This window comes from Nocardia sp. NPDC049935 (assembly GCF_055586645.1).
Map to the genome: position 1 here is coordinate 959,292 of NZ_JBVJHV010000001.1, position 26,949 is coordinate 986,240.

Annotated in this window: 29 protein-coding genes; 26 read left to right on the top strand and 3 right to left on the bottom strand. The window is 69.0% G+C overall.

All coding sequences use genetic code 11. The features are described from left to right. Positions 1 to 94 precede the first annotated feature (94 nt). Positions 95 to 1,282, top strand: a complete 1,188-nt coding sequence (locus ACZ6SF_RS04490; RefSeq protein ID WP_466060573.1) for an MFS transporter — start codon at positions 95 to 97, stop codon at positions 1,280 to 1,282. A gap of 4 nt (positions 1,283 to 1,286) precedes the next feature. Here ACZ6SF_RS04490 and ACZ6SF_RS04495 read toward each other — a convergent pair whose 3' ends face one another. Both ACZ6SF_RS04495 and ACZ6SF_RS04500 read right to left on the bottom strand, forming a co-directional pair. Further along, positions 1,287 to 1,898 (bottom strand): DUF4126 domain-containing protein, encoded by a 612-nt coding sequence (locus tag ACZ6SF_RS04495; protein WP_466060574.1) that lies wholly within the window; start codon positions 1,896 to 1,898, stop codon positions 1,287 to 1,289. A gap of 51 nt (positions 1,899 to 1,949) precedes the next feature. Further along, the gene (locus ACZ6SF_RS04500) at positions 1,950 to 2,543 is read right to left on the bottom strand and encodes a TetR/AcrR family transcriptional regulator (RefSeq protein WP_466061335.1); all 594 of its coding nucleotides are present in this window, start codon (positions 2,541 to 2,543) and stop codon (positions 1,950 to 1,952) included. A gap of 88 nt (positions 2,544 to 2,631) precedes the next feature. Between ACZ6SF_RS04500 and ACZ6SF_RS04505 the strand changes: the two genes are divergently transcribed. Continuing rightward, positions 2,632 to 3,954: an oxygenase MpaB family protein gene (locus ACZ6SF_RS04505; RefSeq protein ID WP_466060575.1), complete on the top strand. Its 1,323-nt coding sequence runs from the start codon at positions 2,632 to 2,634 to the stop codon at positions 3,952 to 3,954. Between the two features lie 6 nt (positions 3,955 to 3,960). Here the strand turns inward: ACZ6SF_RS04505 and ACZ6SF_RS04510 are convergent, their stop codons facing one another. Beyond that, a complete protein-coding gene (locus ACZ6SF_RS04510; RefSeq protein ID WP_466060576.1) occupies positions 3,961 to 5,118 on the bottom strand; it encodes an XdhC family protein in 1,158 nt (385 codons plus the stop codon). Positions 5,119 to 5,336: 218 nt separating this feature from the next. Between ACZ6SF_RS04510 and ACZ6SF_RS04515 the strand changes: the two genes are divergently transcribed. From ACZ6SF_RS04515 to ACZ6SF_RS04630, 24 genes are all read left to right on the top strand, one after another. Next, positions 5,337 to 5,879, top strand: coding sequence for a MarR family winged helix-turn-helix transcriptional regulator (locus ACZ6SF_RS04515; RefSeq protein ID WP_466060577.1), 543 nt, complete (start codon positions 5,337 to 5,339; stop codon positions 5,877 to 5,879). A 309-nt stretch (positions 5,880 to 6,188) separates the two neighbouring features. Then, on the top strand, positions 6,189 to 7,160 hold the full coding sequence (locus ACZ6SF_RS04520) for an ABC transporter substrate-binding protein (RefSeq protein ID WP_466060578.1): 972 nt from the start codon (positions 6,189 to 6,191) through the stop codon (positions 7,158 to 7,160). A 2-nt stretch (positions 7,161 to 7,162) separates the two neighbouring features. Then, positions 7,163 to 7,954, top strand: a complete 792-nt coding sequence (locus ACZ6SF_RS04525; protein WP_466060579.1) for an ABC transporter permease — start codon at positions 7,163 to 7,165, stop codon at positions 7,952 to 7,954. After that, entirely contained in the window at positions 7,951 to 8,853 is a 903-nt protein-coding gene (locus tag ACZ6SF_RS04530) for an ABC transporter permease (RefSeq protein WP_466060580.1), read from the top strand. The genes ACZ6SF_RS04525 and ACZ6SF_RS04530 overlap by 4 nt, the downstream gene beginning before the upstream one ends. Beyond that, positions 8,846 to 9,661 (top strand): ABC transporter ATP-binding protein, encoded by an 816-nt coding sequence (locus ACZ6SF_RS04535; RefSeq protein WP_466060581.1) that lies wholly within the window; start codon positions 8,846 to 8,848, stop codon positions 9,659 to 9,661. Before ACZ6SF_RS04530 ends, ACZ6SF_RS04535 begins: the two co-directional genes overlap by 8 nt. Then, positions 9,661 to 10,533: an FAD binding domain-containing protein gene (locus tag ACZ6SF_RS04540; RefSeq protein ID WP_466060582.1), complete on the top strand. Its 873-nt coding sequence runs from the start codon at positions 9,661 to 9,663 to the stop codon at positions 10,531 to 10,533. Before ACZ6SF_RS04535 ends, ACZ6SF_RS04540 begins: the two co-directional genes overlap by 1 nt. Further along, a complete protein-coding gene (locus tag ACZ6SF_RS04545; RefSeq protein WP_466060583.1) occupies positions 10,526 to 11,083 on the top strand; it encodes a (2Fe-2S)-binding protein in 558 nt (185 codons plus the stop codon). The genes ACZ6SF_RS04540 and ACZ6SF_RS04545 overlap by 8 nt, the downstream gene beginning before the upstream one ends. Then, positions 11,080 to 13,497 (top strand): xanthine dehydrogenase family protein molybdopterin-binding subunit, encoded by a 2,418-nt coding sequence (locus ACZ6SF_RS04550; RefSeq protein WP_466060584.1) that lies wholly within the window; start codon positions 11,080 to 11,082, stop codon positions 13,495 to 13,497. Before ACZ6SF_RS04545 ends, ACZ6SF_RS04550 begins: the two co-directional genes overlap by 4 nt. Then, positions 13,494 to 14,330 (top strand): aspartate dehydrogenase domain-containing protein, encoded by an 837-nt coding sequence (locus tag ACZ6SF_RS04555; protein WP_466060585.1) that lies wholly within the window; start codon positions 13,494 to 13,496, stop codon positions 14,328 to 14,330. Before ACZ6SF_RS04550 ends, ACZ6SF_RS04555 begins: the two co-directional genes overlap by 4 nt. A gap of 173 nt (positions 14,331 to 14,503) precedes the next feature. After that, a complete protein-coding gene (locus ACZ6SF_RS04560) occupies positions 14,504 to 16,096 on the top strand; it encodes an aldehyde dehydrogenase (protein WP_466060586.1) in 1,593 nt (530 codons plus the stop codon). 12 nt (positions 16,097 to 16,108) lie between these two features. Then, the gene (locus ACZ6SF_RS04565; RefSeq protein WP_466060587.1) at positions 16,109 to 16,450 is read left to right on the top strand and encodes a RidA family protein; all 342 of its coding nucleotides are present in this window, start codon (positions 16,109 to 16,111) and stop codon (positions 16,448 to 16,450) included. Positions 16,451 to 16,495: 45 nt separating this feature from the next. Beyond that, on the top strand, positions 16,496 to 17,014 hold the full coding sequence (locus ACZ6SF_RS04570; RefSeq protein ID WP_466060588.1) for a cupin domain-containing protein: 519 nt from the start codon (positions 16,496 to 16,498) through the stop codon (positions 17,012 to 17,014). A gap of 31 nt (positions 17,015 to 17,045) precedes the next feature. Further along, positions 17,046 to 17,999 (top strand): PDR/VanB family oxidoreductase, encoded by a 954-nt coding sequence (locus tag ACZ6SF_RS04575; RefSeq protein ID WP_466060589.1) that lies wholly within the window; start codon positions 17,046 to 17,048, stop codon positions 17,997 to 17,999. Positions 18,000 to 18,027: 28 nt separating this feature from the next. Continuing rightward, positions 18,028 to 19,008, top strand: a complete 981-nt coding sequence (locus ACZ6SF_RS04580) for a VOC family protein (protein WP_466060590.1) — start codon at positions 18,028 to 18,030, stop codon at positions 19,006 to 19,008. Further along, the gene (locus ACZ6SF_RS04585; RefSeq protein WP_466060591.1) at positions 19,005 to 19,835 is read left to right on the top strand and encodes an alpha/beta fold hydrolase; all 831 of its coding nucleotides are present in this window, start codon (positions 19,005 to 19,007) and stop codon (positions 19,833 to 19,835) included. The genes ACZ6SF_RS04580 and ACZ6SF_RS04585 overlap by 4 nt, the downstream gene beginning before the upstream one ends. Further along, positions 19,832 to 20,572, top strand: a complete 741-nt coding sequence (locus tag ACZ6SF_RS04590) for an SDR family oxidoreductase (RefSeq protein WP_466060592.1) — start codon at positions 19,832 to 19,834, stop codon at positions 20,570 to 20,572. The genes ACZ6SF_RS04585 and ACZ6SF_RS04590 overlap by 4 nt, the downstream gene beginning before the upstream one ends. Positions 20,573 to 20,622: 50 nt before the next feature. Further along, entirely contained in the window at positions 20,623 to 21,408 is a 786-nt protein-coding gene (locus ACZ6SF_RS04595) for an SDR family oxidoreductase (RefSeq protein ID WP_466060593.1), read from the top strand. Positions 21,409 to 21,526: 118 nt separating this feature from the next. After that, positions 21,527 to 23,140: a thiamine pyrophosphate-binding protein gene (locus ACZ6SF_RS04600; RefSeq protein ID WP_466061336.1), complete on the top strand. Its 1,614-nt coding sequence runs from the start codon at positions 21,527 to 21,529 to the stop codon at positions 23,138 to 23,140. A 4-nt stretch (positions 23,141 to 23,144) separates the two neighbouring features. Continuing rightward, on the top strand, positions 23,145 to 23,735 hold the full coding sequence (locus ACZ6SF_RS04605) for an alpha/beta fold hydrolase (protein ID WP_466060594.1): 591 nt from the start codon (positions 23,145 to 23,147) through the stop codon (positions 23,733 to 23,735). Next, on the top strand, positions 23,728 to 23,958 hold the full coding sequence (locus tag ACZ6SF_RS04610) for a recombinase-like helix-turn-helix domain-containing protein (RefSeq protein ID WP_466060595.1): 231 nt from the start codon (positions 23,728 to 23,730) through the stop codon (positions 23,956 to 23,958). The genes ACZ6SF_RS04605 and ACZ6SF_RS04610 overlap by 8 nt, the downstream gene beginning before the upstream one ends. A gap of 1 nt (position 23,959) precedes the next feature. Then, positions 23,960 to 25,045, top strand: coding sequence for a Rieske 2Fe-2S domain-containing protein (locus ACZ6SF_RS04615; RefSeq protein WP_466060596.1), 1,086 nt, complete (start codon positions 23,960 to 23,962; stop codon positions 25,043 to 25,045). Then, the gene (locus ACZ6SF_RS04620) at positions 25,042 to 25,389 is read left to right on the top strand and encodes a hypothetical protein (protein ID WP_466060597.1); all 348 of its coding nucleotides are present in this window, start codon (positions 25,042 to 25,044) and stop codon (positions 25,387 to 25,389) included. The genes ACZ6SF_RS04615 and ACZ6SF_RS04620 overlap by 4 nt, the downstream gene beginning before the upstream one ends. Beyond that, positions 25,386 to 25,823, top strand: coding sequence for a RidA family protein (locus ACZ6SF_RS04625; protein ID WP_466060598.1), 438 nt, complete (start codon positions 25,386 to 25,388; stop codon positions 25,821 to 25,823). The genes ACZ6SF_RS04620 and ACZ6SF_RS04625 overlap by 4 nt, the downstream gene beginning before the upstream one ends. Next, on the top strand, positions 25,820 to 26,947 hold the full coding sequence (locus ACZ6SF_RS04630) for an FAD-dependent monooxygenase (protein WP_466060599.1): 1,128 nt from the start codon (positions 25,820 to 25,822) through the stop codon (positions 26,945 to 26,947). The genes ACZ6SF_RS04625 and ACZ6SF_RS04630 overlap by 4 nt, the downstream gene beginning before the upstream one ends. The last annotated feature ends 2 nt before the right edge of the window (positions 26,948 to 26,949 follow it).

Here is a 26,949-nt window from a genome sequence, read left to right on the forward strand (position 1 = left end):
CGCTCCTCCCGTCGCGGTGATCGATGAGTTCAGCTGATCGAACAATGAGGTGATCGCTGTTGTTCCGGTGTCGGGGGCGTCCTTGACTGGATGTATGTCCCTTGTGAGCGAATCACGGCCGCCCGCAGCCGATTCCACCGACCGCTGGCCGGCCGTCGCGGTTCTCGCCCTGTCCACTTTCCTGGTCGTCACCGCGGAGATGCTCCCGGTGGGTGTGCTGACCCCGATGTCGGAGGGGCTGGATATCTCGCCGGGAACGGCGGGGTTCAGTCTCGCGGTCACCGGTTTCGTGGCCGCGGTGGCCGCGCCTTTCGTCTCCCGGCTGATCGGTGACCGGGACCGCCGTCGCGTACTGGTGGTGGCGGCGCTCGTTCTCGCCGCCGGAAATCTGATCACCGCCGTCGCGCAGGGCTTCACGGTGCTCGCGGTCGGCCGGGTGATCGTCGGTGTCGCCATGGCCACCGTATGGGCACTGGCGACGGCTCTGGCCCTCCGGCTGGTGGGTGCCCGTCGTGCGTCGCTCGCGGTGTCGGCGGTCGTCAGCGGTGTCGCGGTGGCGTCCGTGCTGGGGGTGCCGCTGGGCACATTCCTCGGTGATCTCGCCGGCTGGCGCAGTGCCTTCGCCGCCGTCGCGCTGGCCGGGCTCGTCCTCGCCGCGGGCCTGGCCGCGCTGTTGCCCGCGCTACCGCCACAACGCGATGCCGCGGCCGCCGCGCACTCGGGTTCGCTCCTGGCGATTCCGGCGGTGCGCCGGGGCCTGATCGTAGTGATTCTGCTGGTGACTGCGCATTTCGCCGCCTACACCTACGTGCGCCCGGCATTGGAGCGGCTGTCGGGAGTGGACGGTGGCGGTATCTCGCTGCTGCTACTCGTCTACGGGCTCTGCGGGATCGTCGCCAACTTCGCCGCGGGCGCGGCCGCGACGCGCCGGGTCCGGCCGACCATGTTCGTGCTGGCCGTCGGGATCTTCGGCGCGCTGGCGGCACTTCCCTCGGTGGGCGCCGCTCCGATCGCCGCCGCGGCGGTCCTGGTGCTGTGGGGTTTTGCCTACGGCGGTGTCTCGGTGGGCAGTCAGCTGTGGGCGGTGCAGGCGGCGCCGGAGCGGCGTGAAGCGGTGGCCGGTCTCTACGTCGGAGCCTTCACCGGAAGTATCGCGCTGGGATCGCTTCTCGGCGGACTGATCCTCGACCGCACGGGAGTGGCGGTGCTGTTCTGGTTGTCCGCGGGTGTGGCGGCCGCCGCGGCCCTGGCCGCGCTGCCCGTCCGCCGGGGCGGGCGGTGAGCCGTTACGCCGCTCGGTCGCCGGCCGCGCCCACCACCGGACGCTCCCGCTCGGGACGCCGGCGGAATCCGCGGACCACCCGACGCCCGGCCAGCAGTAGTCCGCCCAGCGCTATCGGAACGAGGACCGGCAGCAGTATCGCCGAGACGACCAGTACGAACACCAGGACATCCTCGGCGACCGAGATCACCGGGTTCGCGAATCCGCCCGTTGTCGCCGTGCCGGCGGCCCGGACCCCGGTCTGGGTCGCGCTGAAGGTGAGCGCGGTCGGCGCGCCGACGATGATGCCCGCGATCGCCGCCGTGGCCGGATCGGCGGCCTCGAAGACCGACCCCGCCGCGATCGCCCCGGCGATCGGGCCGGTGACAGTACCGATCAGCGATAGCGCGTTGTCGACGAACGGAATGAGATCGGCCAGGAGTTCGGTGGCGGCGGCGATCGCCAGTGCCAGGAGCGCCCCGGTGGACCCGATCCAGGCGAAGGATTCGTTGAGGCCGACACCGAGCAGATCGAAATGCGCGGCGGCGCTGAGCATCAGCAGCGGCAGGAAGGCCCGGAATCCGCAGGCGGCCGCGAGCCCCAGACCCAGGAAGGCGGGAAGCACCCAGCTGGTCACCTCTGCGAGTGTAATCACCGGCGGCGGTCCGGTCCCGGTGGCCGGACCCGGTCAGCCGGGCTGCCCCGGCCGGATCCGCTGCACCAGTTCGGAACTGAGGCGGCGCACCAGTGCGCGCAGGCGTTCGTGGGTTGCCGATTCCGGGTCGGTCAGGCGGAGCTGCAGCAGTTCCCGGCCCGCCGCGTGCAGGATGCGCGCGGTGTAGTCGGGGTCTTCCAGGTCGGGGTCGATACTCAGCAGCAGGCCGACGAAATACTCGCGGACCACCTCCTGCGACTGGGCCAGGCGTTCGTAGAGCTCCGGTGGGGCGCCCTCGGGTGGGAAGAGGAACAGCCGCCAGGTCGCGGGGTGGGCGTCCACCGCGCGCAGCAGGCTGTCGAAAGCCCGCAGTGCGGGGTTGTCGCCGGCGCCGCCGCTGTTGCCCGCGGACACCGCATCGGCGAACTGGAAGCCCGCCCGCTGGGTTTCGCGATCGATCAGCGCGACGAACAGGCCGGGTAGATCGCCGAACTGCTGGTAGAGCAGAGAACGATTGACCCCTGCCGCGTCCGCGATCCGATTCGGTGTCGCCGCGTGGAAGCCGTCGGCCGCGATGATCGTATGCGCGGTATCGAGGATCTGTTCGCGTCGTGCCTCGGCGGTCATCCGTCGTCGGGGATGCGAACTCATACTTGACAGCATAACTAACATTCCGTGAGTATTAACTCACAGACTGTTAGTTGTGGAGGGTTCGATGTCGACGTATTACCCGGAGCTGGCGCGGCGTGTTCGCGGCCAGCGTGAACTCCAGCCCGTTCTCTACGGTGACTTCGACTTCGACCGGCAGCCGTACCGGCTGGCGACCGACCCCGCCGATTCGTCCTCGCTGCCGGCGTGGCTCGCGAAGCGCGAGTCGATCCTGGCCGACGACCGGCTCACCGAACTGATCTCCACCGCCACGCTGCTGGGCGATACCGTCGCGGATCCGCTCGCCGCGCTGAGCGCCGGCCACAGTGTGACCGAACTGGTCACCATGGTCCGGCGGGCCTGCCGGGACGGGATCGAGGCCGTCGCCGACGCGCCGCCGGAACTGGTGTCCTTCCTCGCCGCGATGGAAGCCACGCCCGAGTGGGTCGATATGGATCTGGTCCGCGCGGGCGCCGCGCAGGCCCGCGTCCCCGCGGCGTTGCTGGCCCCGTTCGTGACCCGGGGCGCGTTCATCGCCACGTTCACCAATACCTATGCGGCCCTTCCGATGGCGTTGACCGGCGCCCTGTCGGGGCGGCGGGCCGCTCGCCGCGTCAACGAGACGGCGAACTTCTTCGCGGTGACCACACTGCCCGGAGCGCTCGATCGGCACGGTCCGGGGTTCGAAGCGGCGGCGATGGTGCGCTTGATGCATTCGATGGTCCGCTACAACGCGCTTACCCGTTCGGATCGGTGGGACCCGGACATCTACGGGGTCCCGGTGCCGCAGGTCGATCAGATGCCCGCCGGGATGATCGACCTCTATCTCCTGGCGCTCCGCGTCCGGCGCCAGGGCCGGGCGGAGTTCACCGACGGTGAACGCGCGCAGGTGGAATTCGGTCGCTACCGGTGCTTCCTGCTGGGATTGCCCGAGGAACTGCTGCCGACCACGCCCGCGGGGATCATCCGGGCGTTCCATGCCCGCGCGGCGCTGCTGCGCGACGGTTTCGACGACGCCACCTGCGGCGAACTGATCCGGTCGACGATGGCGGCCTACCTGCGGCAGGGTGACACCCGGTTCGACCGGATCGCCGACTCGGTCGAACGGAGTTACAGCAAGGCCGGTTTCATTCTGGCGTTCTGCCGGGGCCGGCTCCGCACCGGCCGGGCCATGGGCGTGCCGATGGAGGCGGCCGATTTCGCGCGGATCGCGGTGACGGCGCCCTTCGTCCTGGGGCGCCTGCTGATCGTCACGGGTGCGTACCGGATCTCGTGGTTGCGCCCGGCCCTCGACCGGTACCTCACGAGACTCGTCGAGCGCCGGTTGGCCGCGTACGGCAATCCCGAGTTCGTCAGCGACGCGAGTACCTACACCCCGGTCGCCGGCTGACTCGCCTCAGGCGGCGTGGCGCCCGGATGGATCGGGGGTGTCCACGGCCGCGACCGGGTGGTCGACGGACGCCGGCGGATGGATCGGGCCCGTGCTGCGCCCCAGCCGGATTCCGCTGCCGCCGCGACGGAGTGCGATGATCTCGGCGAGAACGGAAATGGCGGTTTCCTCGGGGGTGGCGGCTCCGAGATCCAGGCCGATGGGGGAGGAGAGGCGGCTCAACTCGGATTCGGTCATACCGGCGGCGCGGAGACGGCCCATCCGGTCGGTATGGGTCCGGCGGCTGCCCATGGCGCCCACATAGCCCGCACTCGATCGCAGCGCGATCCGGAGTGCCGGTACATCGAATCGCGGATCGTGGGTGAGAACGCAGATGGCGGTCGACGGCGTGATGGTGGTCTGTTCCAGATAATCCTGGGGCCACATGACCACCACGTCGTCGGCCTCCGGGAAACGTCCGGGAGTCGCGAAAACCGGCCGGGCGTCGCACAGCGTCACGGAGTATCCCAGCAGTTTCGCCGTACGGACCAGCGCATGTGCGATATCGGTGGCGCCGAACACCAGCAGCCGTGGCGGGCGGGTGATCGACGAGATCAGCACCGACACCTCGTCGCCGGCGCAGTCGCCGGACCGGCCCAGCCGCGCGGTCGTCAGCGTGCCGGCGTCGAGGTGGCGGGTGGCCCGGTCGGCGACCGCCGCGTCGAGGAGGGGGTCGCCGCAGGTTCCGGCCCGTGCGGTGGCGGTGACGACCAGGGATCTGCCGAGATGGGCACCGGCGGACACCACGGTGGCGGTGGCGACCGGCGAACTCGCCGCCAGACTGTCCCGGATCAGCGCGAGCCCGGAGAAATCCTCCGGGCCCATACGCCGGACGAGCACTTCGACCGACCCGCCGCACATCAGGGCGACCGACGGGTCGGCGCTGTCGACGGAGTACCGGCGGAGGGCGGCGGTGCCGGTCTCCAGCACTTCGGTGGCGAGGTGGAAGACATCGGCGTCGAGGCAGCCGCCCGAGAGACTGCCGGCGACCGACCCGTTCCGGGCCACGGCCATCACGGTGCCTGCGGGTTGCGGGGTGGAACCCGCCGAATCGATGATCGTCGCTATGGCGCAATCGATTCCGGCCGCCTGCCAACCGGCGACCGTGTTCAGCACCTCGTGCATCCGGACTACCCTCTATCTCGTCTCGCCTGTCCGCGGGCGGGTAGGCACTACCGCTCGCGGGGGCGATCGGCTACCGGTGGCCGCCGTCGGTTCCGCGGTCCAGGTGTCCCGGTGAGACGATCCGCCCAGCGTTGCTCTGGTGGGATGATAGAAAGAATCGTACAGTACCTTGGCGCAAAGCTAAGTGCGACGACTACAGATGGGTTGGGGCAGAGGCAGTGACGGAATCCTCGGACGGTGTCGGTGAGATCATCCGGCAGTGGGCGCAGTCGCGGCCCGAACTCGATGTGTCCGCGCTGGAGGTCTTCGGGCGGCTGCACCGCAGTTTCCTGCTCTACCGCTCGCGGATCAACGGCGTGTTCGAAGAGTTCGGCACCAACGAAGCGGGGTTCGACGTCCTCGCGTGCCTGCGTCGCGCGGAACCGGATTTCCGGCGCACGGCGGGGGAGCTGGCGAAGCAGACGCTGGTCACGACCGGCGGCCTGACCCTGCGCGTCAACCGGCTCGAGGAGGCCGGTCTGGTCCTGCGGGAACGTGACGCCGAGGATGCCCGGGTCGTGTACGTGACGCTGTCGGAGGCGGGGCGCGATCTCGTCGACCGGGTCGCGGATGCGCATTTCGCGGAGCTGGCCCGGATGCTGGTGGGTCTGGATTCGGATCAGAAGGATCGGCTGGCCGGGCTGCTCGGCGTGCTCGAGGGGTCGCTGCGAACGGCGGCACTACCGGAGGACGAGGTGCTCGCGGCCGATCGGCCCGCCTGACCGACCCCGTCTCGAACGCTCCCGGATCCCACGATCTGGGAGCGTTTCGTCGTTTCCGGTGTCCTCTTTGCGAAAAATTTTCCGCCGCCGGGTGTCGCCGGGTCTGCCGTCTCGTTGGGTGTGACCTGCGTCTCTCCGATTATGGCGTCAGGTTCCGGCCGGATTAACCGGCTGTTAATCATCGAATTCGCGGTGCTCTTCCGTTGACCTCTTAGCGGTAAGGAAGTACAAATCTCTTGGAGCCAAGATGTTCGGCATCTGTGGTGGACATCAGCCCGGTCTACACCTTCCTCCCGACAGGAGACGTTCATGACGAAAATCCGCCTCGCGGCCGCAGCCTTGCTGGCCGGCTCGGCGTTGCTGCTGACCTCGTGTAGCGGATCGGGGGAGCGGGCCGCGGCGGCGACCGACGGCACGCTCGAGAAGACCGAGGTGTCGGTGGGCGTTCTTCCGCTGGCCGATTATGCGGCGGTGTACTGGGCGGACGAGAAAGGCCTCTTCGAGAAGGAAGGGCTCACGGTGAAACTCGAGCCGATCCAGGGCGGGCCCATCGGTATCCAGAAGGTCGCCTCCGGTGAACTCGATTTCAGTATCGCGAACTCGATCTCCGCGGCGATCGCCCAGTCCCGGAAAACCCCCATCACGACCGTCGCGCATACGGCCTCGCTCGGAGACGGCAGCGGAATCCTGTACGTGAAACCGGACTCCCCGATCAAATCCCTCGCCGATATCGACGGCAAGACCGTCGGAGTGAACACCACCAACAACATCGGCGACGTCACCATCGCGAATCTCGCGGCCGGCGAGGGCGCCGAGATCGAACCGCGCTATGTCGAGGTGCCGTTCCCCGAGATGCTTCCGGGGGTACAGGCCGGATCGATCGACGTCGGCTACGCGCCGGAGCCGTTCTCCTCGGCGGCGCGCGGCGCGGGTATGCGGGAGATCGCGGATCTCACCACCGGCACCAACCACGCCCTGCCCGCATCGATCTTCGTCGCGGGCGAGGATTTCACCGATTCGAATCCCGACACCACCGCGGCGTTCGCGCGCGCGATCTATGCGGCGGGCGCCGATATCTCCGCCAACGAGGCCGCCTTCCGGGCGTGGCTGCCGGGCGTCGCCAAGGTCCCCGCGGCGGTGGCGCAGTCGATGTCGCTGCCGATCTTCGCGTCGGCGATGGACCCGGCGAAAATGCAGTCCGTCGCCGATATGCTCGCCGCGCAGGGCCTGGTCCCCGACGGCTTCGATGTCACCTCGCACCTCGTCACCCTCGAGGGCTGACCATGATTCTCCTCAGTGAACCGCTCGGCCGGAACAAACAGATCGCCTACGGGATCGCGGGCGTGCTGGGAACGGCCGCGCTGGCCGAAGTGGTGATCCGGACCGGACTGCTCTCCACCCCCGGATTGCCCGTTCCGAGCCGGGTACTGGCCGAGGCCGGCGCACTGTTCGGAGATCAGACGTTCTGGCAGGAGGTGGGCTTCACCCTCCGGGAATGGATGCTCGGTCTGCTGATCGCGGCCGTGGTGGGGGTAGTGCTCGGCGGCCTGATGGGAGCGTTCACCCGGGTGTTCCTCGCCTTCGAGCTCCCGGTCGAGGTCTTCCGGGTGCTGCCCTCGGTCGCACTGGGCCCGATCCTGGTGTTGCTGATCGGTTCGGGGATGCTGCCGCTCTCGATCACCGTGGCACTCGCCTGTATGTGGCCGATTCTGCTGAACACCCTCTACGGCGTCCGCGCCACGGATGTCACCGCCGTCGCGACGGCCCGGACCTTCGGCCTCTCCGAGTTCGCGATCCTGGGCCGGATCAAGATTCCCAGCGCGCTTCCGTTCGCGTTCACCGGGATCCGGATCGCGGCGTCGATCGGACTCATCGTCGCCGTCAGCGCCGAACTGCTGATCGGCAACGGGCAGGGGATCGGCGGCTACATCCTGCTCAACAGCGCCAACGCGACCAACCTCGACACCGTCTACGCCGCGACGCTGGTGGCCGGAGTCCTGGGCGTCGCGGTGAGCACGGCCTTCACCGTTCTCGACAACAAGGTGTTCGCATGGAAGAAGGGGCTGGCCCAGTGACTGTCGTATCCACCGACGAAGCGGGGGTCGCCGCGGCGGTCCGGCGCGCGCCGGAGAAGTCGCCGGCAGTCGGCGCGACCGCGCCGAAACGGAAGAAGCTGTCGCTGCTGCTGGGCAATACCGGGATCCGGCTGATCGTTCCGGTGCTGATCCTGGCCGCCTGGTGGGGGCTGTCGCAGTCGGAGGTCGGATCGCTGATCGTCGCGCCGCCACTGGACGCCTTCCAGCGGGTTTTCACCGATTTCTTCGGCACCGACCCCGGTCGCCTTTTCCTGGGTGACGCGACCTTCGATCATTTCCTGCCGAGTGTCTCGCGCGCGATGGCGGGCTTGCTGCTGGCGGTCGTGATCGGGGTGGGGCTGGGAGTGGCGCTGGGCGCGGTTCCCGTCCTCACGGCGCTGTTCCAGCCGCTCATCCACCTCGGGCGGTCGCTGCCCAGCCCGGCGCTGCTGGGAGTGTTCTTCTTCCTGTTCGGAACCGGGGACAGCCCGAAGATCTTTCTCATCGCGTTCTCCGTGGTGTGGCCGATCCTTTTCAACACCATCGACGGTGTGCAGAGCGTGGGAATCGGCCGGATGCAGGCGGCCGCGGTGTTCAAGATCTCGCGCTGGAATGTACTGACGCATATCGTTCTTCCCGGGGCGGCGCCGAAGATATTCGCCGGAGTGCGCACCGCGATGTCCCTCTCGCTGATCATCATGATCATTTCCGAACTCCAGAAATCCGAGAACGGCCTCGGTTATCTGCTGATCCGGACTCAGCGCAATTTCGACTACACCGGATTCTGGTCGGTTCTGATCGTGCTGGCCGTCCTGGGCGTGGCACTCAACTTCCTTTTCGTATTCGTCGAGCGGCGGGCGCTGGCCTGGCACCGAGGAGTGACTCAGCAAAATGACTAGTACAGAGACGATCACCTCGGCGGAACTGGTCCTGACCGGAATCTCGAAGTCCTACGGAACCAATCTCGCCGTCCGCGATATCACCGCCGGCGCGGCCGCGGGCAAGGTCAGCGTTATCGTCGGCCCCTCCGGATGCGGGAAGTCGACCCTGCTGCGGATCATCAGCGGTCTGGATGTGCCGACCGCCGGCGAGGTGACCTTCAACGGGCGCCGGGTGGCCGGCGTTCCCGACGGGCTGGCCATGGTGTTCCAGGACTACGCCCGCTCGCTGTTCCCGTGGATGCGGGTGGACAAGAACATCGCGTTCCCGCTCAAACACCTGCCGCGGCCGGAGCGCGCGGCCCGGGTACAGGAGGCCATCGACGCGGTCGGCCTGTCGGGTAAGGAGAAGCTCTACCCGTGGCAGATGTCGGGCGGTATGCAGCAGCGCGTCGCCATCGCCCGGGCGCTGGCCAGCCACCCGAAACTGCTGCTCATGGACGAACCGTACGCGTCGGTGGACGCGCAGACCCGCGCCGAGCTCGAGGATCTGCTGCTGCAGATCCAGGCCACGCTCGGCATCACCGTACTGGTCGTCACCCATGATATCGACGAGAGCGTCTACCTGGCCGACCACATCATCGTGCTGTCGAAACCGCCGAGCGTGGTGGCCGAGACGATCGAGGTCGACCTGCCCCGCCCGCGTGATCACATCACCACCAAAACGGATCCGCGGTTCGTCGAGATCAGGTCGCATGTGACGCGGCTGCTCCGCGGCGGGGAGACCACCGGCGCCGCGCCGCGGCCGGTGCCGAGCAAGGCGCGCTGATGCGGACCACGGCCGACGGGTCCGGAATCGTCGCCCAGACCCAGTCGGCACTGGCTCCGTTCCGGTTGTACCGGCCCGTATCGATCGCCGAGGCGACAGCCGTTCTCGCGGCGGACCCGGAGGCGGTGATCGGCGCCGGATGCAGCGATCTCGTGGCCGGGATCCGGGAGGGCCGCGCGCCCGCGGCGCTGCTGTCGCTGCAGAAGGTGGCGGGCCTGAAGTCGATCACCCATGCGGACGGCGTGCTGAGTATCGGGCCGATGGTGACCCATTTCGAGGGGTCGACCAGCCCGGTCGTCGCCGCGGCGGTGCCCGGGCTCGCCGCGGCGTGGTCGCGGATCGCCACCGTGCGGATTCGCTATACCGGCACGGTCGGCGGGAATCTGATGGCGCGGCGGTTCCGCTACGAGATGCCCTTGCTGCTCGATGCCCTCGACGCCCGGCTGACCTCGGCGGACGGCCGCGGTCGTGCAGTGGGTGACCTGTGGACCGACGATACGACCGCGCTGCTCACCGGTATCGCGGTACCCACCGCGGATCTCGTCTGGTTCGGATACGAGCGTTCGATGCGCCCCACGGCCACCGTCGCCCTCGGTATCCGGCGCCGCTCCGGCGGCACCCTGTCCGTCCACGCCACGGCCGGCTCGGAATATCGCCGGGCAATCGCGCTGCGTCTCGATACCGACGTGACGTCGGCAGCCGATATCGACTCCGTATCGGCCGCGGCGGATCTCGCCGCGCAACTCCCGGACGATATCGCCGACTACACCGGGTCGGCCGAGTACCGCAGGCACCTCGTCACCGTGCTCACCCGCCGGCTGCTGTGCGAGGCAGCCGCCGCCCACCACCGTGAGGATCGATCGCATGTCTGACCCCGGGACCGGCCGCGCCGCGGCCGGCGCGTCTGCCACGGACCAGCCCTCGAGTGTGCTGCGCACCTCGATCGAATTCGCCCTGAACGGCGAGAAGCGCACGTGCGTCGTCGATTCCAGCGCTGTCCTGCTCGATGTCCTCCGCGAGAACTTCGGTTGCCGCGGCGTGCGGCGTTCGTGTGAGCGGGGCGTATGCGGGGCCTGCACGGTTCTGGTCGACGATGTCCCGGTCGCCTCCTGTTCGACCTTCGCGTTCGCGGTGGACGGGGCCGGCGTGGAAACCGTCGAGGGACTGGCCGCCGCGGACGGCACGCTCTCCCCGCAGCAGCGGGCGTTCGCGGAATGCGGCGGCTACCAGTGTGGTTTCTGTACCTCCGGCATGCTGATGCTGACCACCGGGCTGTTACGCCGCGAACCCCGGCCCGACCGCGGCACGATCCGGGAGTGGATCAGCTCGAACACCTGCCGGTGCACCGGCTACGAGATGATCATGGAATCGGTCGAACGCGCCGCCGAGCTGACCTCCGCGCAGGACGGGGAGCGCGAATGACGGCGGTATCGGATCGGTCGTTGCCCACGGTGCCGCCGGTCGAGGCGTACACCCATGTGGTCGGTGCCGCCGCGACGACCGGCGGCTACCGGATCACGGAACTGCCGACGGCGCCGCCCGGGCACCGGGTGGCCGGGCGGGACCGTCCGCGGGCGGACGCGACGGCCAAGGTCACCGGGCGGGCCGTCTACGGCGCCGATATCGTGCGTCCGGGCATGCTGCACGCCAAGGTGCTGCGCAGTCCGCACGCGCACGCCCGCATCGTCGCCGTCGACGCCTCGGCCGCGCGGGCGCTGGCCGGCGTCACCGCCGTCGTCACCCAGGACGAGATCGACGGTCTGCAGTGCTACGGGACGATGGTCAAGGACCAGCCGGTGGTGGCGACCGGCGCCGTCCGCTACGTCGGCGATGTGGTGGCAGCGGTCGCCGCGGTCGACGAACGGACCGCTCTCGCCGCGTTGGACCTGATCCGGGTGGAGTACGAGCCGCTGCCCGCGGTGTTCACCGTCGGGGCGGCGCTCGCCGAATCGGCCCCGGTCATCCACCCGGACGAGCCGTTCGGGGCGATCCCGAAATACGGGCAGGGCGCGTCGGCCACACTGCGCAGTGAACCGAACGTGAGTTACGAGTTCCGCTACCGCACCGGATCTCCCGAGGTCTGGGACGATTGCGACCATATCTTCGAGGACACCTTCCGGTTCTCGCGGATGAACCATATGCATCTCGAACCCTTCGTCACGGTCGCCGAGGCGACCTCCGAGGAGATCGAGGTCTGGACCTCGACGCAGTCACCGTTCAACCTGCGCAAGGAACTCGGGCGCGTCTTCGGGTTGCCGGAGAACCGGATCCGGGTGCATGTGCCGTTGCTCGGCGGCGGATTCGGCGCGAAGAACGGGCCCAAGGCCGATCCGGTGGCGATCCGGCTCTCGCAGCTCAGCGGCGGGCGGGCCGTCCGGTTCTGTATGACCACCGAGGAAGTGTTTCTCACGGTCTCGCAGCACGCGGCGACGCTCATCGTGAAGTCTGGAGTGCGCGCGGACGGCACCTTCCTCGCACGGCAGTCGACGGTGCTGCTCAACGGTGGCGCGTACGCCGAGCACAGCCCGGCGGTCGCGGAGAAGGCCGGCTACCGGATGCCCGGCGCCTACCGGTGGCAGCATATCGATTCGGTCTGCAAGGTCGTCACCACCAATACCGTTCCGGCCGGCGCCTACCGCGGATTCGGCGGCACCCAGGCGACCTGGGCCAGTGAGCGGCAGGTCGACCTGATCGCGGACCGGCTCGGACTCGACCCCTACGAGCTGCGGCTGAAGAACCTCAAGGCGCTCGGCGAGGAGTTCGTACCGGGCGAATCCGGAATCGACTCGGATCTGGCGGAGGGGATGCGGCTGGTGGCCGACGCGATCGGCTATCACCGGCGCGAACGCACCGGGAACCGGGGCATGGGCGTCTCGGTCGGCGTCAAGGACGGCGGCGGTATCAACAAACCGGCGATGGCGCGGGTCAAGGTCACCACGCGCGGCGACGTCCTGCTCAACTGCGCCCTCACCGAGATGGGGCAGGGCGGGCACTCCGCGATGGCGCAGCTGGCCGCCGAGGTGCTGCGCTGCGATCCGGACCGGGTGGCCTACGCCCGCATCGATACCGACAACACCCCGTTCGACCAGGGCACCAACGCGTCCTCGGGGGTGGCGGTGATGGGCCAGGCGGTGCGGGCGGCCGCCGAGAAGCTCCGTGATCAGGTACTCGACTGGGCCGGTACGCAACTCGCCGCCGATCCCGCTACCCTCGAACTCGTGGACTGGCATGTCCACGGTCCCGGCGGGCAGGTGCACGATCTCTTCCCGATGATCATGGAAGTCTTCGGCAACACCGGTTTCGAATTCTCCGCCGACGGGTTCTACAAGGCGCGCAACGATCATCACGCGCCGCTCGAGGCGCCGTGCGTATTCTGGGAAATCGGCTGGGCCGCGGCGGAAGTGGAGGTCGACCCCGAAACGGGGCGGATCACCGTTCTGCAACTGGCGGTCAGCGGAGATGCCGGGAAGGTGATCAACAAGATCGCGTGTCGCGGTCAGGACGAGGGGGCCGCGGTGTTCGGACTCGGGCAGGCGTTGTTCGAGGAGATGCGGTACGACGCGAACGGTGATCTGCTCAACGCGGAGGCGCTGCTGTATCGTGTGCCGCTCGCCGAGGACATCCCGGAACGGTTCGTCTCGATCACTCAGGAACAGGGGCACGGGGCCGGGCCGTTCGGCAGCAAGGGGATGGGGGAGGGTGGCATGCTGCCCGTGGCCAGTGCCATCGCCCAGGCCGTCGCCGACGCGGTGGGCGTCCAGCTCACGGAATTACCGCTGTCGCCGCAGCGGGTCTACGAGGCGATCGCCGCGCGCACCGCCGAGGTGCCGCGATGACGACGGCGCCCGGTGGTGTGCGGAGGTCCGCGGATGTGCGCCGGGATCCGGTGCGGGTCTGCGTGCTCGGTTACGGGAGTATCGGTGCCGTGGTGGCCGACCGGCTGCGCCACGGCGACGTGCCCGGCGCCGAACTGGCCGGAATCGTCAACCGGTCACCGGTGGCGGTACTGCCGGCGCCGCGGCTGTCCCTGACCGAGGCGCTGGACGTGGCGGACGTGGTGGTCGAATGCGCGTCGCAGGAGGCCGTCTGGGAGGTCGCCCAGCAGGTCGTGGACGCGGGCCGTGACCTGCTGGTGTCATCGGTCGGGGCGTTGTCGGACCCCGGATTCGCGCAGCGGATCGCCGGCCGCGGGCCGGGACGGGTGGTGTGCACCCATGGCGCCGTGGGCGGCCTGGACCTGCTCGCCGCCGCGCGCGACGCGGCGCCCTTCGAGCGGGTGCTGGTCCGGTCGACGAAATCCCCGGGATCGCTGGTGCAGCCGTGGATGGACGCGGCGCAGCGCGAGCGGATCAGGACCACGACGCGGCGGCTGCGTGTTTTCGCGGGTAGTCCGGCCGAAGCGGCGCGGCTGTTCCCCAAATCCCTCAACGTCGCCGCCGCGGTGAGTTTCGCCGTGAACGATTGGCGGACGGTCTCGGTGGAGTTGTACGCCGACCCCGACGCGGATCTCACCTGTCACGAGATCGAGGCATCGGGCCCGATCGGCAGGTATTCGATCAAGATCGAGAATCTGCCGAGCGCGGACAATCCGCGCACCAGTGCGGTGGTGCCGTACTCAATCCTGCGGACGCTGGCCCACCTGACCGGATATCCGAATCTCATAGCCTGACCGATTCGCCGGCCCCCCGTCGGCGCAGCAGGGCCCGGACCGGGCCGGTGACAACAACTTCACGCAGACATCTTGACGGTAAGTATCTTTTAGCTCAGACTCTTTTACCGAAAGGATTCGGAGCCCGAATCGGCCCGGACAGTGCTGCGACAGAGGAATGGATGAACACTCCGATGGACTTACAGAGCAGCACGAGCACGCGTTCGCCGCAGGGCGGGAACGGTTCCGGGGCGCAGGCCCGGACCACGCCTGCCCGCGCCGCGGATCCCGACCTGCCGCGCAGCGCGCCGGTGCCGGATACGACCGACGAGATCGTCGTCGCCGGCCGGTGGGTGCGCGGATCGGGTGCGGTCATCGAATCGGTCGACCCCGCCACCGGACAGGTGTTCGCCCGCCTGCACGGCGCGGTCGAAGCCGATGTCGAGTCCGCGGTCGCGGGCGGCGCCCAGGCGATCGCGGCGTCCGGCTGGGCCGGACTGCTTCCGCACGAGCGGGCCGCGGTCCTGCACCGGATCGGCAACGCGATCGAGGCCAACGTCTCCCGTATCGCCGCCCTGCAAACCGTCGACACCGGAAAGACCCTCACCGAGACGGCCGCCCTCGCTCGCAGCGCCGCCGGCACCTTTCGGTTCATGGCCTCGGCCCTGGAAACCATGGAAGCGGCCCTCACCCCGGCGCGGGGCCCCTTCGTCACCCTGGCGACCTACGAGCCGATGGGCGTGGTCGGTGCCATCACCCCGTGGAACTCGCCGATCGCCTCCGATGCGCAGAAGATCGCGCCGGCTCTCGCGGCGGGCAACGCGGTGGTAGCCAAACCGCCGGTGTGGGCGCCCTGGGTGACGCTGCTGCTGGCCCGGCTGGCCGAAGAAGCGGGTCTGCCGCCCGGTCTGCTGTCGGTTCTGCCCGGCCCGGGCCGGACCGTCGGCGACGCGCTGGCGCGGCACCCGGGAATCGCCAAGATCTCGTTCACCGGTGGTACCGCGACCGGTCGCGCGCTGGCGCATATCGCCGCGGAGAAGCTCATGCCCGTCACCTTGGAACTCGGCGGGAAATCGCCCACCGTCGTCTTCGACGACGCCGACCTGGAACAGGCGCTCGCCGGGGTGATGTACGGGATCTTCTCGTCGTCGGGACAGAGTTGTATCGCGGGGTCCCGCGTATTCGTGCAGCGTGCGATCTACGACGAGTTCGTCGGCCGTCTGGTCGCGGCGACCACCGCTCTGCGTGTGGGTCCGGGCACCGATCCGAAAACCCAGGTGGCGCCGATGATCACCCGCGACCACCGGGACGGTGTCGCGGCCATGGTCGAGCATGCCGTCCGGGCGGGCGCCACGGTGCTGTGCGGTGGCTCCGTCCCGCCGGATCCCGCGCTCGCCGACGGCGCCTACTACCTGCCCACCGTCCTCACCGGCGTCGCGAACAGCGCGATCATCTGCCAGGAGGAGGTCTTCGGGCCGGTCGCCGTGGTCCTGCCGTTCGAGAACGAAACCGATCTCGTCGAGCAGGCCAACGACACCGTCTTCGGCCTGGCCTGTGGAATCTGGACCGCCGACTACCGGCGCGCCTGGCGTACCGCCCGGGCGATAGAGGCCGGGACGGTGTGGATCAACACCTATAAGCAGTTCAGTATCTCCACACCGTTCAGCGGGCTGAAGGACAGCGGTATCGGCACCGAGAAGGGGCGCGACGGAATCCGCTCCTATATGAACCAGAAGAGCATCTACCTCGACATGTCCGGGCAGCCGCTGCCCTGGGCAGGTCTGTGAGAAGGAAGCACCATGAGCGCTCATCCCTACAGTCCCGCCTTCGGTATCGCGGGTTTCGGATTCGTCTCCGGCGCCCTGTCGGTGGACGAGAACGGTATCGCTGTTCCCGGCCGCCGCGAGGCCCTCGAGGCGGCGATGGCCCGGCTGAGCGAACGACTCTCGACCATCGAGATGACTCTCGACCACGTCGTCAAGACGACCTATTTCGTCACCGACGTCGCGTTGCGGGACGAGGCGAACCGGCATTACGAGGCGGTGTTCGCCGAACCGCGGCCCGCCCGGTCGTTCGTCGAGGTCGCCGCCCTGCCCTACGGCGCGACGGTCGAGATCGAGGCCATCGCGCACCGCGGATAGCACCCGCACCCAGCCAGTGATCACTCACAGAGGAAGGCACACACCATGTCCAGCACCGAGAAGACCGGCGTCGATCTCGACGCCCTGATCGATTCCTGCATCGCGAGCGCGGCTACGCGCTACGAGGACTGGGACACCCTGGGATTCCAGGCGGCCAAGGGCGGCGACCGCTTCAAGCGTGCCCAGGTCCGCTATATCGGATCGGGCGCCACCGGCAATCACGACACCGACAACAAGATCATCAAGGCCGACCACTTCACGTTCTCCAATATGCGCCTGCCCGCGGGCGCGGTCGGGCCCGAACACACCCACCACGATGTCGAAGAGGTCTTCTACGTACTGGAGGGTGAGATCGAGGTCGCCGTCCACGATGTCGAGGACGGGACGAAGAAGGCCGTGCGCACCCTCGGCTACCGCGACCTGATCCGGGTGCCGGCCGGGGTGCCGCGCAGCCTCGCGAACGTCTCGGACGCCGACGCGCTGTTCTGCGTCATCATCGGCACCCCGAAACCGCAGCTGCCCACCTATCCGCCCAGCTCCGAAATGTACGGCGTCACCCGCTGATTCGCGGCGCCACGAAAGCTGAGGAGGACCGATGGACGAACCGATGAGGCGGACGCTGCGCGTCCAGCAGAAGACCTGGGAGGCCGAGGGGGTCGTCGGTGTCACGCTGACCGACCCGTCCGGCGCCGAGCTGCCCACCTGGGAACCGGGCGCGCACCTCGCACTGCGTCTGCCGAACGGTCTCGTCCGCGAATACTCGCTCTGCTCGGACCCGGCGGACCGGTCGCGGTACACCGTGGCGGTGCTGCGCACCCCGGATTCGCGGGGCGGTAGCGCCTACGTCCACGACACCCTGCAGGTCGGCGGGTTGCTCGAGGTCGAAGGCCCGCGCCGGAACTTCGCCCTCGAAACCGCGCCCCGCCACATCCTGGTCGCGGGCGGTATCGGTATCACCCCGATTCTGTCCATGGTGCGGGATCTGCACCGTGACGGAGCGGACTGGACGCTGCTCTACACCGGACGATCCCGGTCGACGCTGGCGTTCCTCGACGAGATCGGCTCGCTGCCCGCCGATCGTGTGACGATCCACGCGGACGACGAGGCAGCGGGCCGGTATCCCGATCTCGCGGGGCTGCTCTCGGGCGCCGAAGCCCGGGCCGTCGCCTACTGCTGCGGTCCCGAATCCTTGATGAGCGCGGTCCGGGACGCCCTGCCGGATCCGGGCCAGTTGCGCATCGAGCGGTTCAAGGCACCGGAACCGGTCACCACGGGCGAGGCCACGGCCTTCGATGTGATCCTCGCCGGTAGCGGCCGGCGGATTCCGGTGGCCCCGGATGTCTCGATCCTCAATGCACTGCAGGACGCCGGGGTACCGGTGGACAGCTCCTGCACCGAAGGGATCTGCGGGACCTGTGAGGTCGGGGTCGTCAAAGGCGATGTCGAACACCGTGACTTCCTGCTCTCCCCGGAGGAACAGGAAACCGGCGGCACCATGTTCGTCTGTGTTTCCCGCTGCCGCTCTGCCGAACTGGTCCTCGACCTGTAACCGGCACCATCGAAAGGAAAGGCCGAACATGCGATTCTCCGGAACCCCGGTCTGCCACCTCAGGGCCCTGCGGTCGGTATCGGTCACGGTGCCCGATCCGGTTCGCGCCCGCGACTTCTATCACGAGGCCTGGGGCCTGAGCACTGTCGACGAGGACGGTGACACCTTCTGGCTGCGGGCCACCGGCAGCGAGCACCACGTCCTGCAACTCGGCGCCGGCGCGGGTAACGCACTGGACCGGATCTCGTTCGCGCTCGGCACCCCGCGCGAGGTCGACGACGCCGCCCGCGCCCTGCAGAAACTGGGTATCCCGCTGCTACGCGAACCGGGCCGGCTCGACGACGCGGGCGGCGGTTACGGCCTGCAACTGATCGATCCGGAGGGTCGCTGTCTGGAACTGTCCGCCGATACCTTCGCCGTCTCGGCGCAGGAACCGGCCGGACGCCGCGCGATTCCCCGCAAACTGGCCCATATCGTCCTCAACACCAGCGATATCGATCGCACCGCGGACTTCTACACCCAGGTACTCGGTATGCGGATCTCGGACTGGTCCGAACACCAGATGACCTTCCTGCGCTGCAATTCCGACCATCATGTGATCGCCCTGAACCAGGCCGATTTCCCGTCGATCAACCACGTGGCCTACGAGATGGAGAGTCTCGACCATTTCATGCGCGGGCTGGGCAGTCTCAAACGCAGCGGTATCACGCCGCAGTGGGGTCCGGGCCGGCACGGACCGGGCGACAACACCTTCTCCTATTTCACCGATCCGGCCGGGCTGGTGTGCGAGTACACCTCCGAGGTCGCCCAGATCGACGAGGACCGGTGGCTGTGCCGGACGTGGAAGCGCACACCCGAGCTCTCCGACCAGTGGGGGACCGCCGGCCCGCCGACGACCACGGTCCGCGCGGCGATGGCGGGAGTTCCCGATCTCGGCCACCGCGGCCGGGTGACCCCGGGTATCGACGACTATTTCTACGGCGACACCGAGACCCGGAGTGTGCCGTGACCGTCGTCGCCGAGCCCGGTGCCGGGCTCACCCGATGGATATCGGCGCGGGGACTCGCGCTCGAGGTCCGCGGTGCGGGTGAACCGGTACTGCTGCTGCACGGTATCGGTGGAAGCGCCGCGACCTGCGGCGCCCTGGCCGAGACATTGAGCGCGGCCGGGTACCGGACCTATTGCTGGGATGCGCCGGGGTACGGGCGATCCGCGGATCCCACGCCCGTCGCCCCCGGCTCGGCGGAGTTCTACGACCACAGCGCGGTCGTCACCGAACTGCTCGCCGAGCTCGGCGGCGAGCCGGTTCATCTGGTCGGCACATCGTGGGGCGGGGTGATCGCGACGGCGGTGGCCGCGTCGAATCCGGCAGCGGTGCGTTCGCTCGTGCTCGCCGACAGCACTCGCGGTTCCGGAGTGGACCCGCAGCGCGCGACGGGGATGCGGGCCAGGGTCGGGGAATTGCGGGAGCGGGGTGCCACCGCCTTCGCGGCGGCCCGGGCGCCACGGCTGGTCTCGCCCGCATGCGGCGCGGCGGTCGCGCGCGCGGTGGAATCGGAGATGGCGCGGGTCAGGCTGCCCGGCTACACCGCCGCGGCCGAATTCATGGCCCGCACCGATACCGGATCGCGCCTGGCCACGGTGGCCGCACCGACGCTGGTGCTGGTGGGAGCCGACGACATCGTCACCGGCGTCGAGGAATCGCGGCTGCTCGCCGAGGCGATTCCCGGGGCCCGTTTCGGGCTGATCCTGGACGCCGGACATGCGGCGATCCAGGAGCGGCCGGCGGCGGTGGCCGCCCATATCCTGCGATTCTGGAAGGACACGGACCTATGAGCAGACTGACCGTTGTCACCGGGGCGGGGCGCGGACTGGGATTCGCGATCGCCGAACGGCTGGCCGCCGCGGGCGACCGGATCGTCATCGCGGAGATGCGCGCCGAACTCGCCGAGAAGGCACAGAACGACCTGCGGGGCAAAGGGTACGACGTGACCTCGGTGGTCACCGATATCGCCGACCGCGATTCGGTGGTGGCGCTGGCCGGCGCGGTGCGGGAGATGGGCGGCGCGGACGCGCTGGTCAACAATGCGGCCCTGGCCGACGGGGTCGGCGGCGACGCCTTCTGGGAACTCGATGAGGGGTTCTTCCAGAAAGTGATGACCGTCAACGCGTTCGGGACCTGGCTGGTGAGCAAACACCTGTTCGCGCAGCTGGTCTCCGGTGGCGCCGGGGCCATCGTGAACGTCGCCTCCGACGCCGCGCTGTACGGATCACCGCGGCTGGTGCACTACGTGGGTTCCAAGGGCGCGGTGATGGCGATGACCCGCACGATGGCGCGTGACGGCGGCCCGCACGGGCTGCGGGTCAACGCCGTCGCACCGGGCCTGACCCGGGTGGAGGCGACGGCGACGGTGCCGGCCGCGAGATACCGGCTCTATGCCGACAACCAGGTACTGGATCGCGAACAGACCCCGGGCGATGTGGCGGGCACGGTGCAGTTCCTGCTGTCGGACGCGGCGAGCTACCTGACCGGCCAGACCCTGGTGGTCGACGGCGGATTCGTCATGCACTGACCGCCGCGACCGGCCTGCCCGAACCTTCCCTCACCAAGGAGACCGACCCGATGGATCTGCAGCTCACCGACCGCACCGTGATAGTCACCGGCGCGAGTTCCGGTGTGGGACTGGCGACGACGCGGATGCTGCTCGCCGAGGGCGCCCGGATCGCCGCCTGCGCTCGCGACCTGGACCGGTTGCGCGCCACGATCGATGCCCTCGGCGCCGATCCCGCCCGGATCCACCTCGCCGCCTGCGATGTCACCGACCGCGACGATGTCGAATCCTTCGTGGCCGCCGCCGCCGGGCGATTCGGTGGTATCGACGGGCTGGTGTGCAATGCCGGCCGCTCGCTGATGGCCACGCTCGGGGAGACGGCCGACGAGCAGATCCGCGCGGAATTCGAGCTGAAGATCTTCGGCTCCTGGAATCTGGTGCGCGCGGCCCGCGGCGCACTCGCCGCCGCCGACGGCGGTGCGGTGGTGAACGTGAACGCGATCCTGTCGCGCCAGCCCGAACCGCGCCTGGCCGTTACCTCGGCCGCGCGCGCCGCGTTGCTCAATCTCACCCATTCCATGGCCGACGAACTCGCCGCGGAGGGCACCCGCGTCAATTCGGTGCTGCTCGGACTCGTCGACACCGGCCAGTGGCGCCGCCGCTTCGAGACCTCGGGGACCGCACTCGACTACGACTCCTGGAGCGCGGAGATCGCCGCCGACCGCGGTATCGGGCTGGGCCGGTTCGGTACCGCCGAGGAGGTCGCCTTCCCCATCGTGACCCTGCTCTCGCCGCGCAGCGGCTACATCACCGGCACCAGCATCGACGTCGGTGGCGGCGTCGGCCGCTACCTCTGACCATCAGCCCACCCGGCGTCGCGCCGATCCCAGAATTCTTCCGGAGGACAGACCATTGACGACCACCGACAGTCCCGGCACGAAGGAGCCCACCGGGGGCGACGTGCTCGTCGGTGTCATGCGCCGGCACGGCATCGACACCGCCTTCGGCGTGATCAGCATCCACAATCTGCCCCTCGTCGAAGCGGTGGCGCGGGAACTGAATTTCGTGGAGGTCCGGCACGAGGCGGCGGCGGTCAATGCCGCCGACGGGTACGCGCGGGCCACCGGAAAGATCGGTGTCGCGATCACCAGCACCGGCACCGGCGCGGGCAATGCCGCGGGTTCGATGCTGGAAGCGCTGACCGCGGGCAGCCGGGTCCTGCACGTGACCGGTCAGATCGAGACCGAGTACCTCGGTTCCGGCGGGTCGACGCGCGGCGTCATCCACGAGGTACCCAAACAGTTGCAGATGCTCGACGCCGTGTCCCGGTACGCGTCGTCCATCGACAGCGCGGCGGATGTGGAAGCGGAACTGGAAACCGCCATCGCCCATATCCTGGCCGCACCGCAGGGACCGGCGAGCGTCGAATGGCCTTCGGACCTGCAATATCTGGCCCGCCCGGCCGATCAGCGCGCATACGAACCACCGGTTTTCGAAACCTCCGCGCCCGACCCCGACGCGATCGCCGACGCCGTCGCGCTGCTCGCGGCGGCCCGGCGTCCACTGCTGTGGGTGGGCGGGGGCGCGGCCGGTGCGGCGGCCGAACTGACAACGCTGCTGCGGACTCTCGGCGCCGGCCTGCTGACCAGCAATTCCGGCCGGGCCATCGTGCCCGAGGACGATCCCCTGGTGATCGGGAACTTCGCGACGGCGCCGGAGATCGCACCGTTACTCGAGGACGCCGATCTGCTGCTGTCGGTCGGCACCCATTTCCGCTCCAACGAGACCAAGAGCTACCACCTGCGATTGCCCGATACCCGGATCCAGATCGATGTGGATCCGGCGGCGATAGGACGGGTCTACCCGGCGAAGGTCGGCATCGTCGGTGATGCGGCGGCCACCCTCGCCGCGATCAACGCTTCGCTGGCCGCTACGTCGGTGGACCCGGACTGGCCGGCCCGGGTGACCGCCGGCCGTACCGCCGCCCGCACGGCGCTGACGAGCTATATCGGCGGTTACGCGGAGATCTGCGAAGCGATGCGGTCGGTGCTACCGCGCGAATCCGTGGTGGCGCGTGATGTGACCATCCCGTCGAGCCAATGGGGCAACCGGCTGCTCCCGTTCTACGAACGGGAGACCAATATCTTCCCCCTCGGCGGGGGTATCGGCCAGGGGCTGGCCATGGGGATCGGCGCCGCGCTCGGCCGTCCCGAGGTGCCGACCGCCGTGATCGCCGGAGACGGCGGGCTGGCCGTACATCTCGGTGAGCTGGCCTCGCTGGCCGGGTCCGGTGCGTGGTGCGTGGTCGTGATATTCAACGACGGCGGCTACGGCGTCTTGCGGAATATGCAGGCGGCCAATGGGTTCGACCGCTCCGGTGTCGATCTGTTCACGCCCCGGTTCGATCTGCTCGCGGCCGCGCTGGATATGCCGTATGCCCTCGTGCAGGGGCCGGGGAAGTTCGAGCAGGCGTTCGCGGACGCGGTGGCGACCCGCGGTCCGGCGATCGTGGAGGTCGATGTCGCGGCCGTCGAACCGGCCCCGGGCGCGTTCACACCGCCCGTGCACATCCCGGTACGGGAGGGCTGAGCCGATGACCCGCGACGAATGGGCCGACGACACCCCCGCCTACCCCCTGGTGTGCCTGCACACCGGACCGGATCCGGCGCTCTGGTTCGCCGGCCAGGTCGAGGCACTCGGCGCGGTCGCCGTGCGAGCCCGCGCGCTGGCCGCCGCCGATCCGGGATCCCTCGAGGCGTGGGTCGACGCCACGGCCTCCGCGGTCACGGCCCTCGGGTACGACCGCGTGCACCTGGTGTCCACCGGCGCCGCGGCCCTCGGCGCCATCGCCCTCGCCGCCCGGCGGCCCGCACTGGTCGCCGGCCTGGTTCTGGGCGATCCCGAGGTCGATCCGGAAGCGGCCGGATACGGCGACCTCCTGGCGCGGGTCATCGCGCCCAGTCTGGTGATCGCCTCGCTTCCCGACGACCGTGTGGATATCGCGCAACCACAGAGCATCGCGGGCGGAATCGACAACGGCGTGTTCGTCGTCATCGACGGCGCCCTGATCCCCGCCCACCGTGAACGCGCCGCCTCGTTCAACGAATGGGTCACCGCGTTCACCCTCATCGCCGAAGGCCTCGATGCGATGGCATCGCACGGACAGGAGACAGCCCATGCCTGACAAGCCCACCGCGCAGTACCTCGAACCCCACCAGACACATCCGGAACCCATCAGTCCCTACGAGACCAAACTCTCCGGCTCCATCATGGAGGTTTTCGGCCGGGGCACCCACGATCTACCCGGCCTGATCGCGGGCCTGAACGATCTGGGTCTGCACGCGCCCGACGGCCGGGCCTGGGACGAGGACAATTTCCGCGCCGAGATGCGACGACTGGGAGCCTGATATGACCACCGCCACCACCTCCGCTCCCGCCGCGACCGGCGGCCCGAAGAAGCGCGCGGTCGGCGTCCGCAAGGAGCTGACCGCCGCCGATATCGCCGCCACCGGCCTGCGTGACCGCTGGTATCCGATCCTGCCGTCTCATATGGTCAAGGCGGGTGAGTCCAAGAAGGTCACCCGCTTGTCGGTGGACTGGGTGCTCTTCCGTGACCCCCGCGGCACCGTCCACATGCTGGAGGACCGGTGCCCGCACCGCAGCGCGCCGCTGTCGCTGGGCCAGCATCTCGGCGACCGGCTCGCCTGCAAGTACCACGGCGTACAGGTGGACGGCACCGGGACCGTCGTCTCCGTACCCGGTATGCCCGGGTGCGCGCTCGAAGGTAAACAGGCGACGGTATCGCTGCGGGTCGTCGAGGCCGCCGACACCATCTTCGCGTTCATCCCGTTGACCGCGGACTCCGAACCCACCCCGTTCGTGCTGCCCGACCGGCTCGGCGATCCGGCCGTCTCCTGGTTCCCGAACTTCGCGGAATGGGCGGGGCCGTGGCGTTTCTATATGGACAATGTGCTCGACCCCATGCACGGCGCCTTCCTGCACCGCGATTCGCATTCGATGTCCGGCGGCGACACCTCCGCCCGCTTCCGGATCCGCGAAACCGATCGCGGCTTCTTCTTCGAGAAAACCGATCAGGTCGGCGTGAACTTCGACTGGGTCGAATACGTGCGCGGTTCCATGGATTACGTCGATCTGGAGATCCCGTACGCCCCGAACGCCGGACCGGGTGGAGTCTTCGGCATCGTCGGCATGGCCACCCCTGTCGACGCCGGCAATTCGGCGATCTTCCACTGGCGCACCCGCCGGGTGGACGGCTGGGAGCGCGAGGTGTGGCGGTTCCTGTACCGCACCCGGCTCGAGGCCCGGCACTGGGAGGTGCTCGAGCAGGACCGTGAGGTGCTCGAGGCGCTGGCCGCCGACGCCGATCACGAAGAGCATCTGTACCAGCACGATCTGGGAGTGTCGCGGATCCGCCGCATCTACCGCGCCGACGCGCGGAAACAGGCCGCGATCCTCGCGGGAGAACCGGTATGAACCCGGCCCCCGCCGATACCGGCGACACCATGATGCTGACCGTGTTTCTGCGGCACGACCAGTCGCAGAACCTGGAACAGATCCAGGGCACGCTCGACGACGCCGGCTGGTGGCAGCACTTTCCACCGGAGGGTTGCGAGGTCGTCTCCTGGGTGGTCGCGATGGGCGTCGGTCAGATCGTGACGCTGCGGCTGCCGGTATCGCGGCTCGCCGCGGTCAACGTCGAACTGGAGCGGCGGGCGTGGGGGGTCTTCCGGACCGATTTCTACCCGACCTACGATTTCGTGCCCGTTCGCGAGCGGCTGGCCCGCGAATCCGCCGAGCGGCAGCGGGTCCGGGCATGACCCGGGTCGCCGTGGACACGGTGCCCGACGCGCCCCGGCCGGATATGTTCAGCAACGCCCGGCGGCACGGCGATCAGTTCTTCCTCTCGGGGATGCATGCCGGCGGGCCCGATGGGATCGTCGGCGGGGCGGATACATATCTGCAGGCGCAGGAGGCGTTCCGGCGGGTGCGGGCACTCACCGAGGCCTGCGGCGCCGAGGTGGACGACATCCTCGTCCTGCGCGTCTATCTGACCGATATCGCCGATAAGGCCGCCGTCGGCAGGGCTCGCGCCCACGTTTTCTCCGGTGATTTCCCGTGCTCGACGCTCGTCGAGGTATCGGCGCTGGTCGAGCCCGGGCTGACGGTGGAAATCGAAGCCCAGGGAATCATCGGCTCGCGCACCGGATCCGGTCGAGATCGAATGTCGGAACAGATAAGGAAGAGCTCATGAGCAAGGCACCGAGGGTGGCCGTCTGCGGAGCGGGTATCGGCGGTCTGACCGCGGCCCTGGCCCTGCGGAAGGTGGGTATCGACGCGCGGGTCTTCGAGCGGACCGGCCGATTCGCCCGGGTCGGGGCGGATATCAACCTCACACCCAATGCCGTCCGGGCGCTCGACGGGCTCGGTGTGGGTGCGGCGCTGCGGGATTCGGCCGCCCGGCCACAGTTCCGGATCAGCCGGATGTGGGATACCGGCGCGGAGACCTCCCGGCTCGAGATGGGCTCGGCCGCGGAGCGGCGCTACGGGTCACCGCAGCTCACCCTGCACCGCGGTGACCTGATGGCCGCACTCGAATCCGCCCTGCCCGGCGAATCGGTCTCGATGGGCAGGCAGGTCGCCGATATCCGCGACGGGGTGATCCATTTCGCCGACGGCGGTACGCACCACGCCGAGGTGATCATCGGGGCGGACGGTATCCATTCGGCGGTCCGCACCGCGCTGTTCGGCGCGGAGAACCCCACCTTCACCGGTGTGGTGGCCTTCCGTGCCGTGGTACCGGCCGCGGCGGTCGCGTCGGTGCCGAATCTGGACTGTTTCACCAAATGGTGGGGGCCGGACTCCTCGACCCAGATCGTGTCCTTCCCCCTGAGCCAGGGGAAGGACATCTTCATCTTCGCCACCTGCGCGCAGCACGAGTGGACCGAGGAGTCCTGGACCACGCCCGGCAGCGCCGACGAACTGCGCGAGCTGTACCGGGACTTCCACCCGGAGGCTCGCGCCCTGCTCGACGCCTGCGACGACGTCCTCAAATCCGCCCTCTACGTGCGCGATCCGCTCCCCGCCTGGACCGTGGGCACCACCACGCTGCTCGGCGACGCCTGTCACCCGATGATGCCCTTCATGGCCCAGGGCGCGGGCCAGGCCATCGAAGACGCGGTGGTGCTGGCCCGCTGTCTCGCCGCCGACGGCTTCGGCTCCGCGTCCGGGGCGCTTGCCGGATACGAGAACCTGCGTAAGGACCGGACCGCGCGGATCCAGCGCGGGTCCCGGTCCAACGACTGGCTCAAAACCGCCGGTAACGGCGACTGGGTATACGAATACGACGCCTGGAATGTGCCGTTGACCGGTGCATGACC

Excerpts from the sequence above, each read along its gene's own strand:
- ACZ6SF_RS04490 (WP_466060573.1), top strand. The coding sequence starts at position 95 with ATGTCCCTTGTGAGCGAATCACGGCCGCCCGCAGCCGATTCCACCGAC.
- ACZ6SF_RS04500 (WP_466061335.1), bottom strand. The coding sequence starts at position 2,543 with ATGACCGCCGAGGCACGACGCGAACAGATCCTCGATACCGCGCATACG.
- ACZ6SF_RS04505 (WP_466060575.1), top strand. The coding sequence starts at position 2,632 with ATGTCGACGTATTACCCGGAGCTGGCGCGGCGTGTTCGCGGCCAGCGT.
- ACZ6SF_RS04510 (WP_466060576.1), bottom strand. The coding sequence starts at position 5,118 with ATGCACGAGGTGCTGAACACGGTCGCCGGTTGGCAGGCGGCCGGAATC.
- ACZ6SF_RS04520 (WP_466060578.1), top strand. The coding sequence starts at position 6,189 with ATGACGAAAATCCGCCTCGCGGCCGCAGCCTTGCTGGCCGGCTCGGCG.
- ACZ6SF_RS04525 (WP_466060579.1), top strand. The coding sequence starts at position 7,163 with ATGATTCTCCTCAGTGAACCGCTCGGCCGGAACAAACAGATCGCCTAC.
- ACZ6SF_RS04535 (WP_466060581.1), top strand. The coding sequence starts at position 8,846 with ATGACTAGTACAGAGACGATCACCTCGGCGGAACTGGTCCTGACCGGA.
- ACZ6SF_RS04540 (WP_466060582.1), top strand. The coding sequence starts at position 9,661 with ATGCGGACCACGGCCGACGGGTCCGGAATCGTCGCCCAGACCCAGTCG.
- ACZ6SF_RS04545 (WP_466060583.1), top strand. The coding sequence starts at position 10,526 with ATGTCTGACCCCGGGACCGGCCGCGCCGCGGCCGGCGCGTCTGCCACG.
- ACZ6SF_RS04550 (WP_466060584.1), top strand. The coding sequence starts at position 11,080 with ATGACGGCGGTATCGGATCGGTCGTTGCCCACGGTGCCGCCGGTCGAG.
- ACZ6SF_RS04555 (WP_466060585.1), top strand. The coding sequence starts at position 13,494 with ATGACGACGGCGCCCGGTGGTGTGCGGAGGTCCGCGGATGTGCGCCGG.
- ACZ6SF_RS04560 (WP_466060586.1), top strand. The coding sequence starts at position 14,504 with ATGGACTTACAGAGCAGCACGAGCACGCGTTCGCCGCAGGGCGGGAAC.
- ACZ6SF_RS04565 (WP_466060587.1), top strand. The coding sequence starts at position 16,109 with ATGAGCGCTCATCCCTACAGTCCCGCCTTCGGTATCGCGGGTTTCGGA.
- ACZ6SF_RS04570 (WP_466060588.1), top strand. The coding sequence starts at position 16,496 with ATGTCCAGCACCGAGAAGACCGGCGTCGATCTCGACGCCCTGATCGAT.
- ACZ6SF_RS04575 (WP_466060589.1), top strand. The coding sequence starts at position 17,046 with ATGGACGAACCGATGAGGCGGACGCTGCGCGTCCAGCAGAAGACCTGG.
- ACZ6SF_RS04580 (WP_466060590.1), top strand. The coding sequence starts at position 18,028 with ATGCGATTCTCCGGAACCCCGGTCTGCCACCTCAGGGCCCTGCGGTCG.
- ACZ6SF_RS04590 (WP_466060592.1), top strand. The coding sequence starts at position 19,832 with ATGAGCAGACTGACCGTTGTCACCGGGGCGGGGCGCGGACTGGGATTC.
- ACZ6SF_RS04595 (WP_466060593.1), top strand. The coding sequence starts at position 20,623 with ATGGATCTGCAGCTCACCGACCGCACCGTGATAGTCACCGGCGCGAGT.
- ACZ6SF_RS04600 (WP_466061336.1), top strand. The coding sequence starts at position 21,527 with ATGCGCCGGCACGGCATCGACACCGCCTTCGGCGTGATCAGCATCCAC.
- ACZ6SF_RS04605 (WP_466060594.1), top strand. The coding sequence starts at position 23,145 with ATGACCCGCGACGAATGGGCCGACGACACCCCCGCCTACCCCCTGGTG.
- ACZ6SF_RS04610 (WP_466060595.1), top strand. The coding sequence starts at position 23,728 with ATGCCTGACAAGCCCACCGCGCAGTACCTCGAACCCCACCAGACACAT.
- ACZ6SF_RS04615 (WP_466060596.1), top strand. The coding sequence starts at position 23,960 with ATGACCACCGCCACCACCTCCGCTCCCGCCGCGACCGGCGGCCCGAAG.
- ACZ6SF_RS04620 (WP_466060597.1), top strand. The coding sequence starts at position 25,042 with ATGAACCCGGCCCCCGCCGATACCGGCGACACCATGATGCTGACCGTG.
- ACZ6SF_RS04625 (WP_466060598.1), top strand. The coding sequence starts at position 25,386 with ATGACCCGGGTCGCCGTGGACACGGTGCCCGACGCGCCCCGGCCGGAT.
- ACZ6SF_RS04630 (WP_466060599.1), top strand. The coding sequence starts at position 25,820 with ATGAGCAAGGCACCGAGGGTGGCCGTCTGCGGAGCGGGTATCGGCGGT.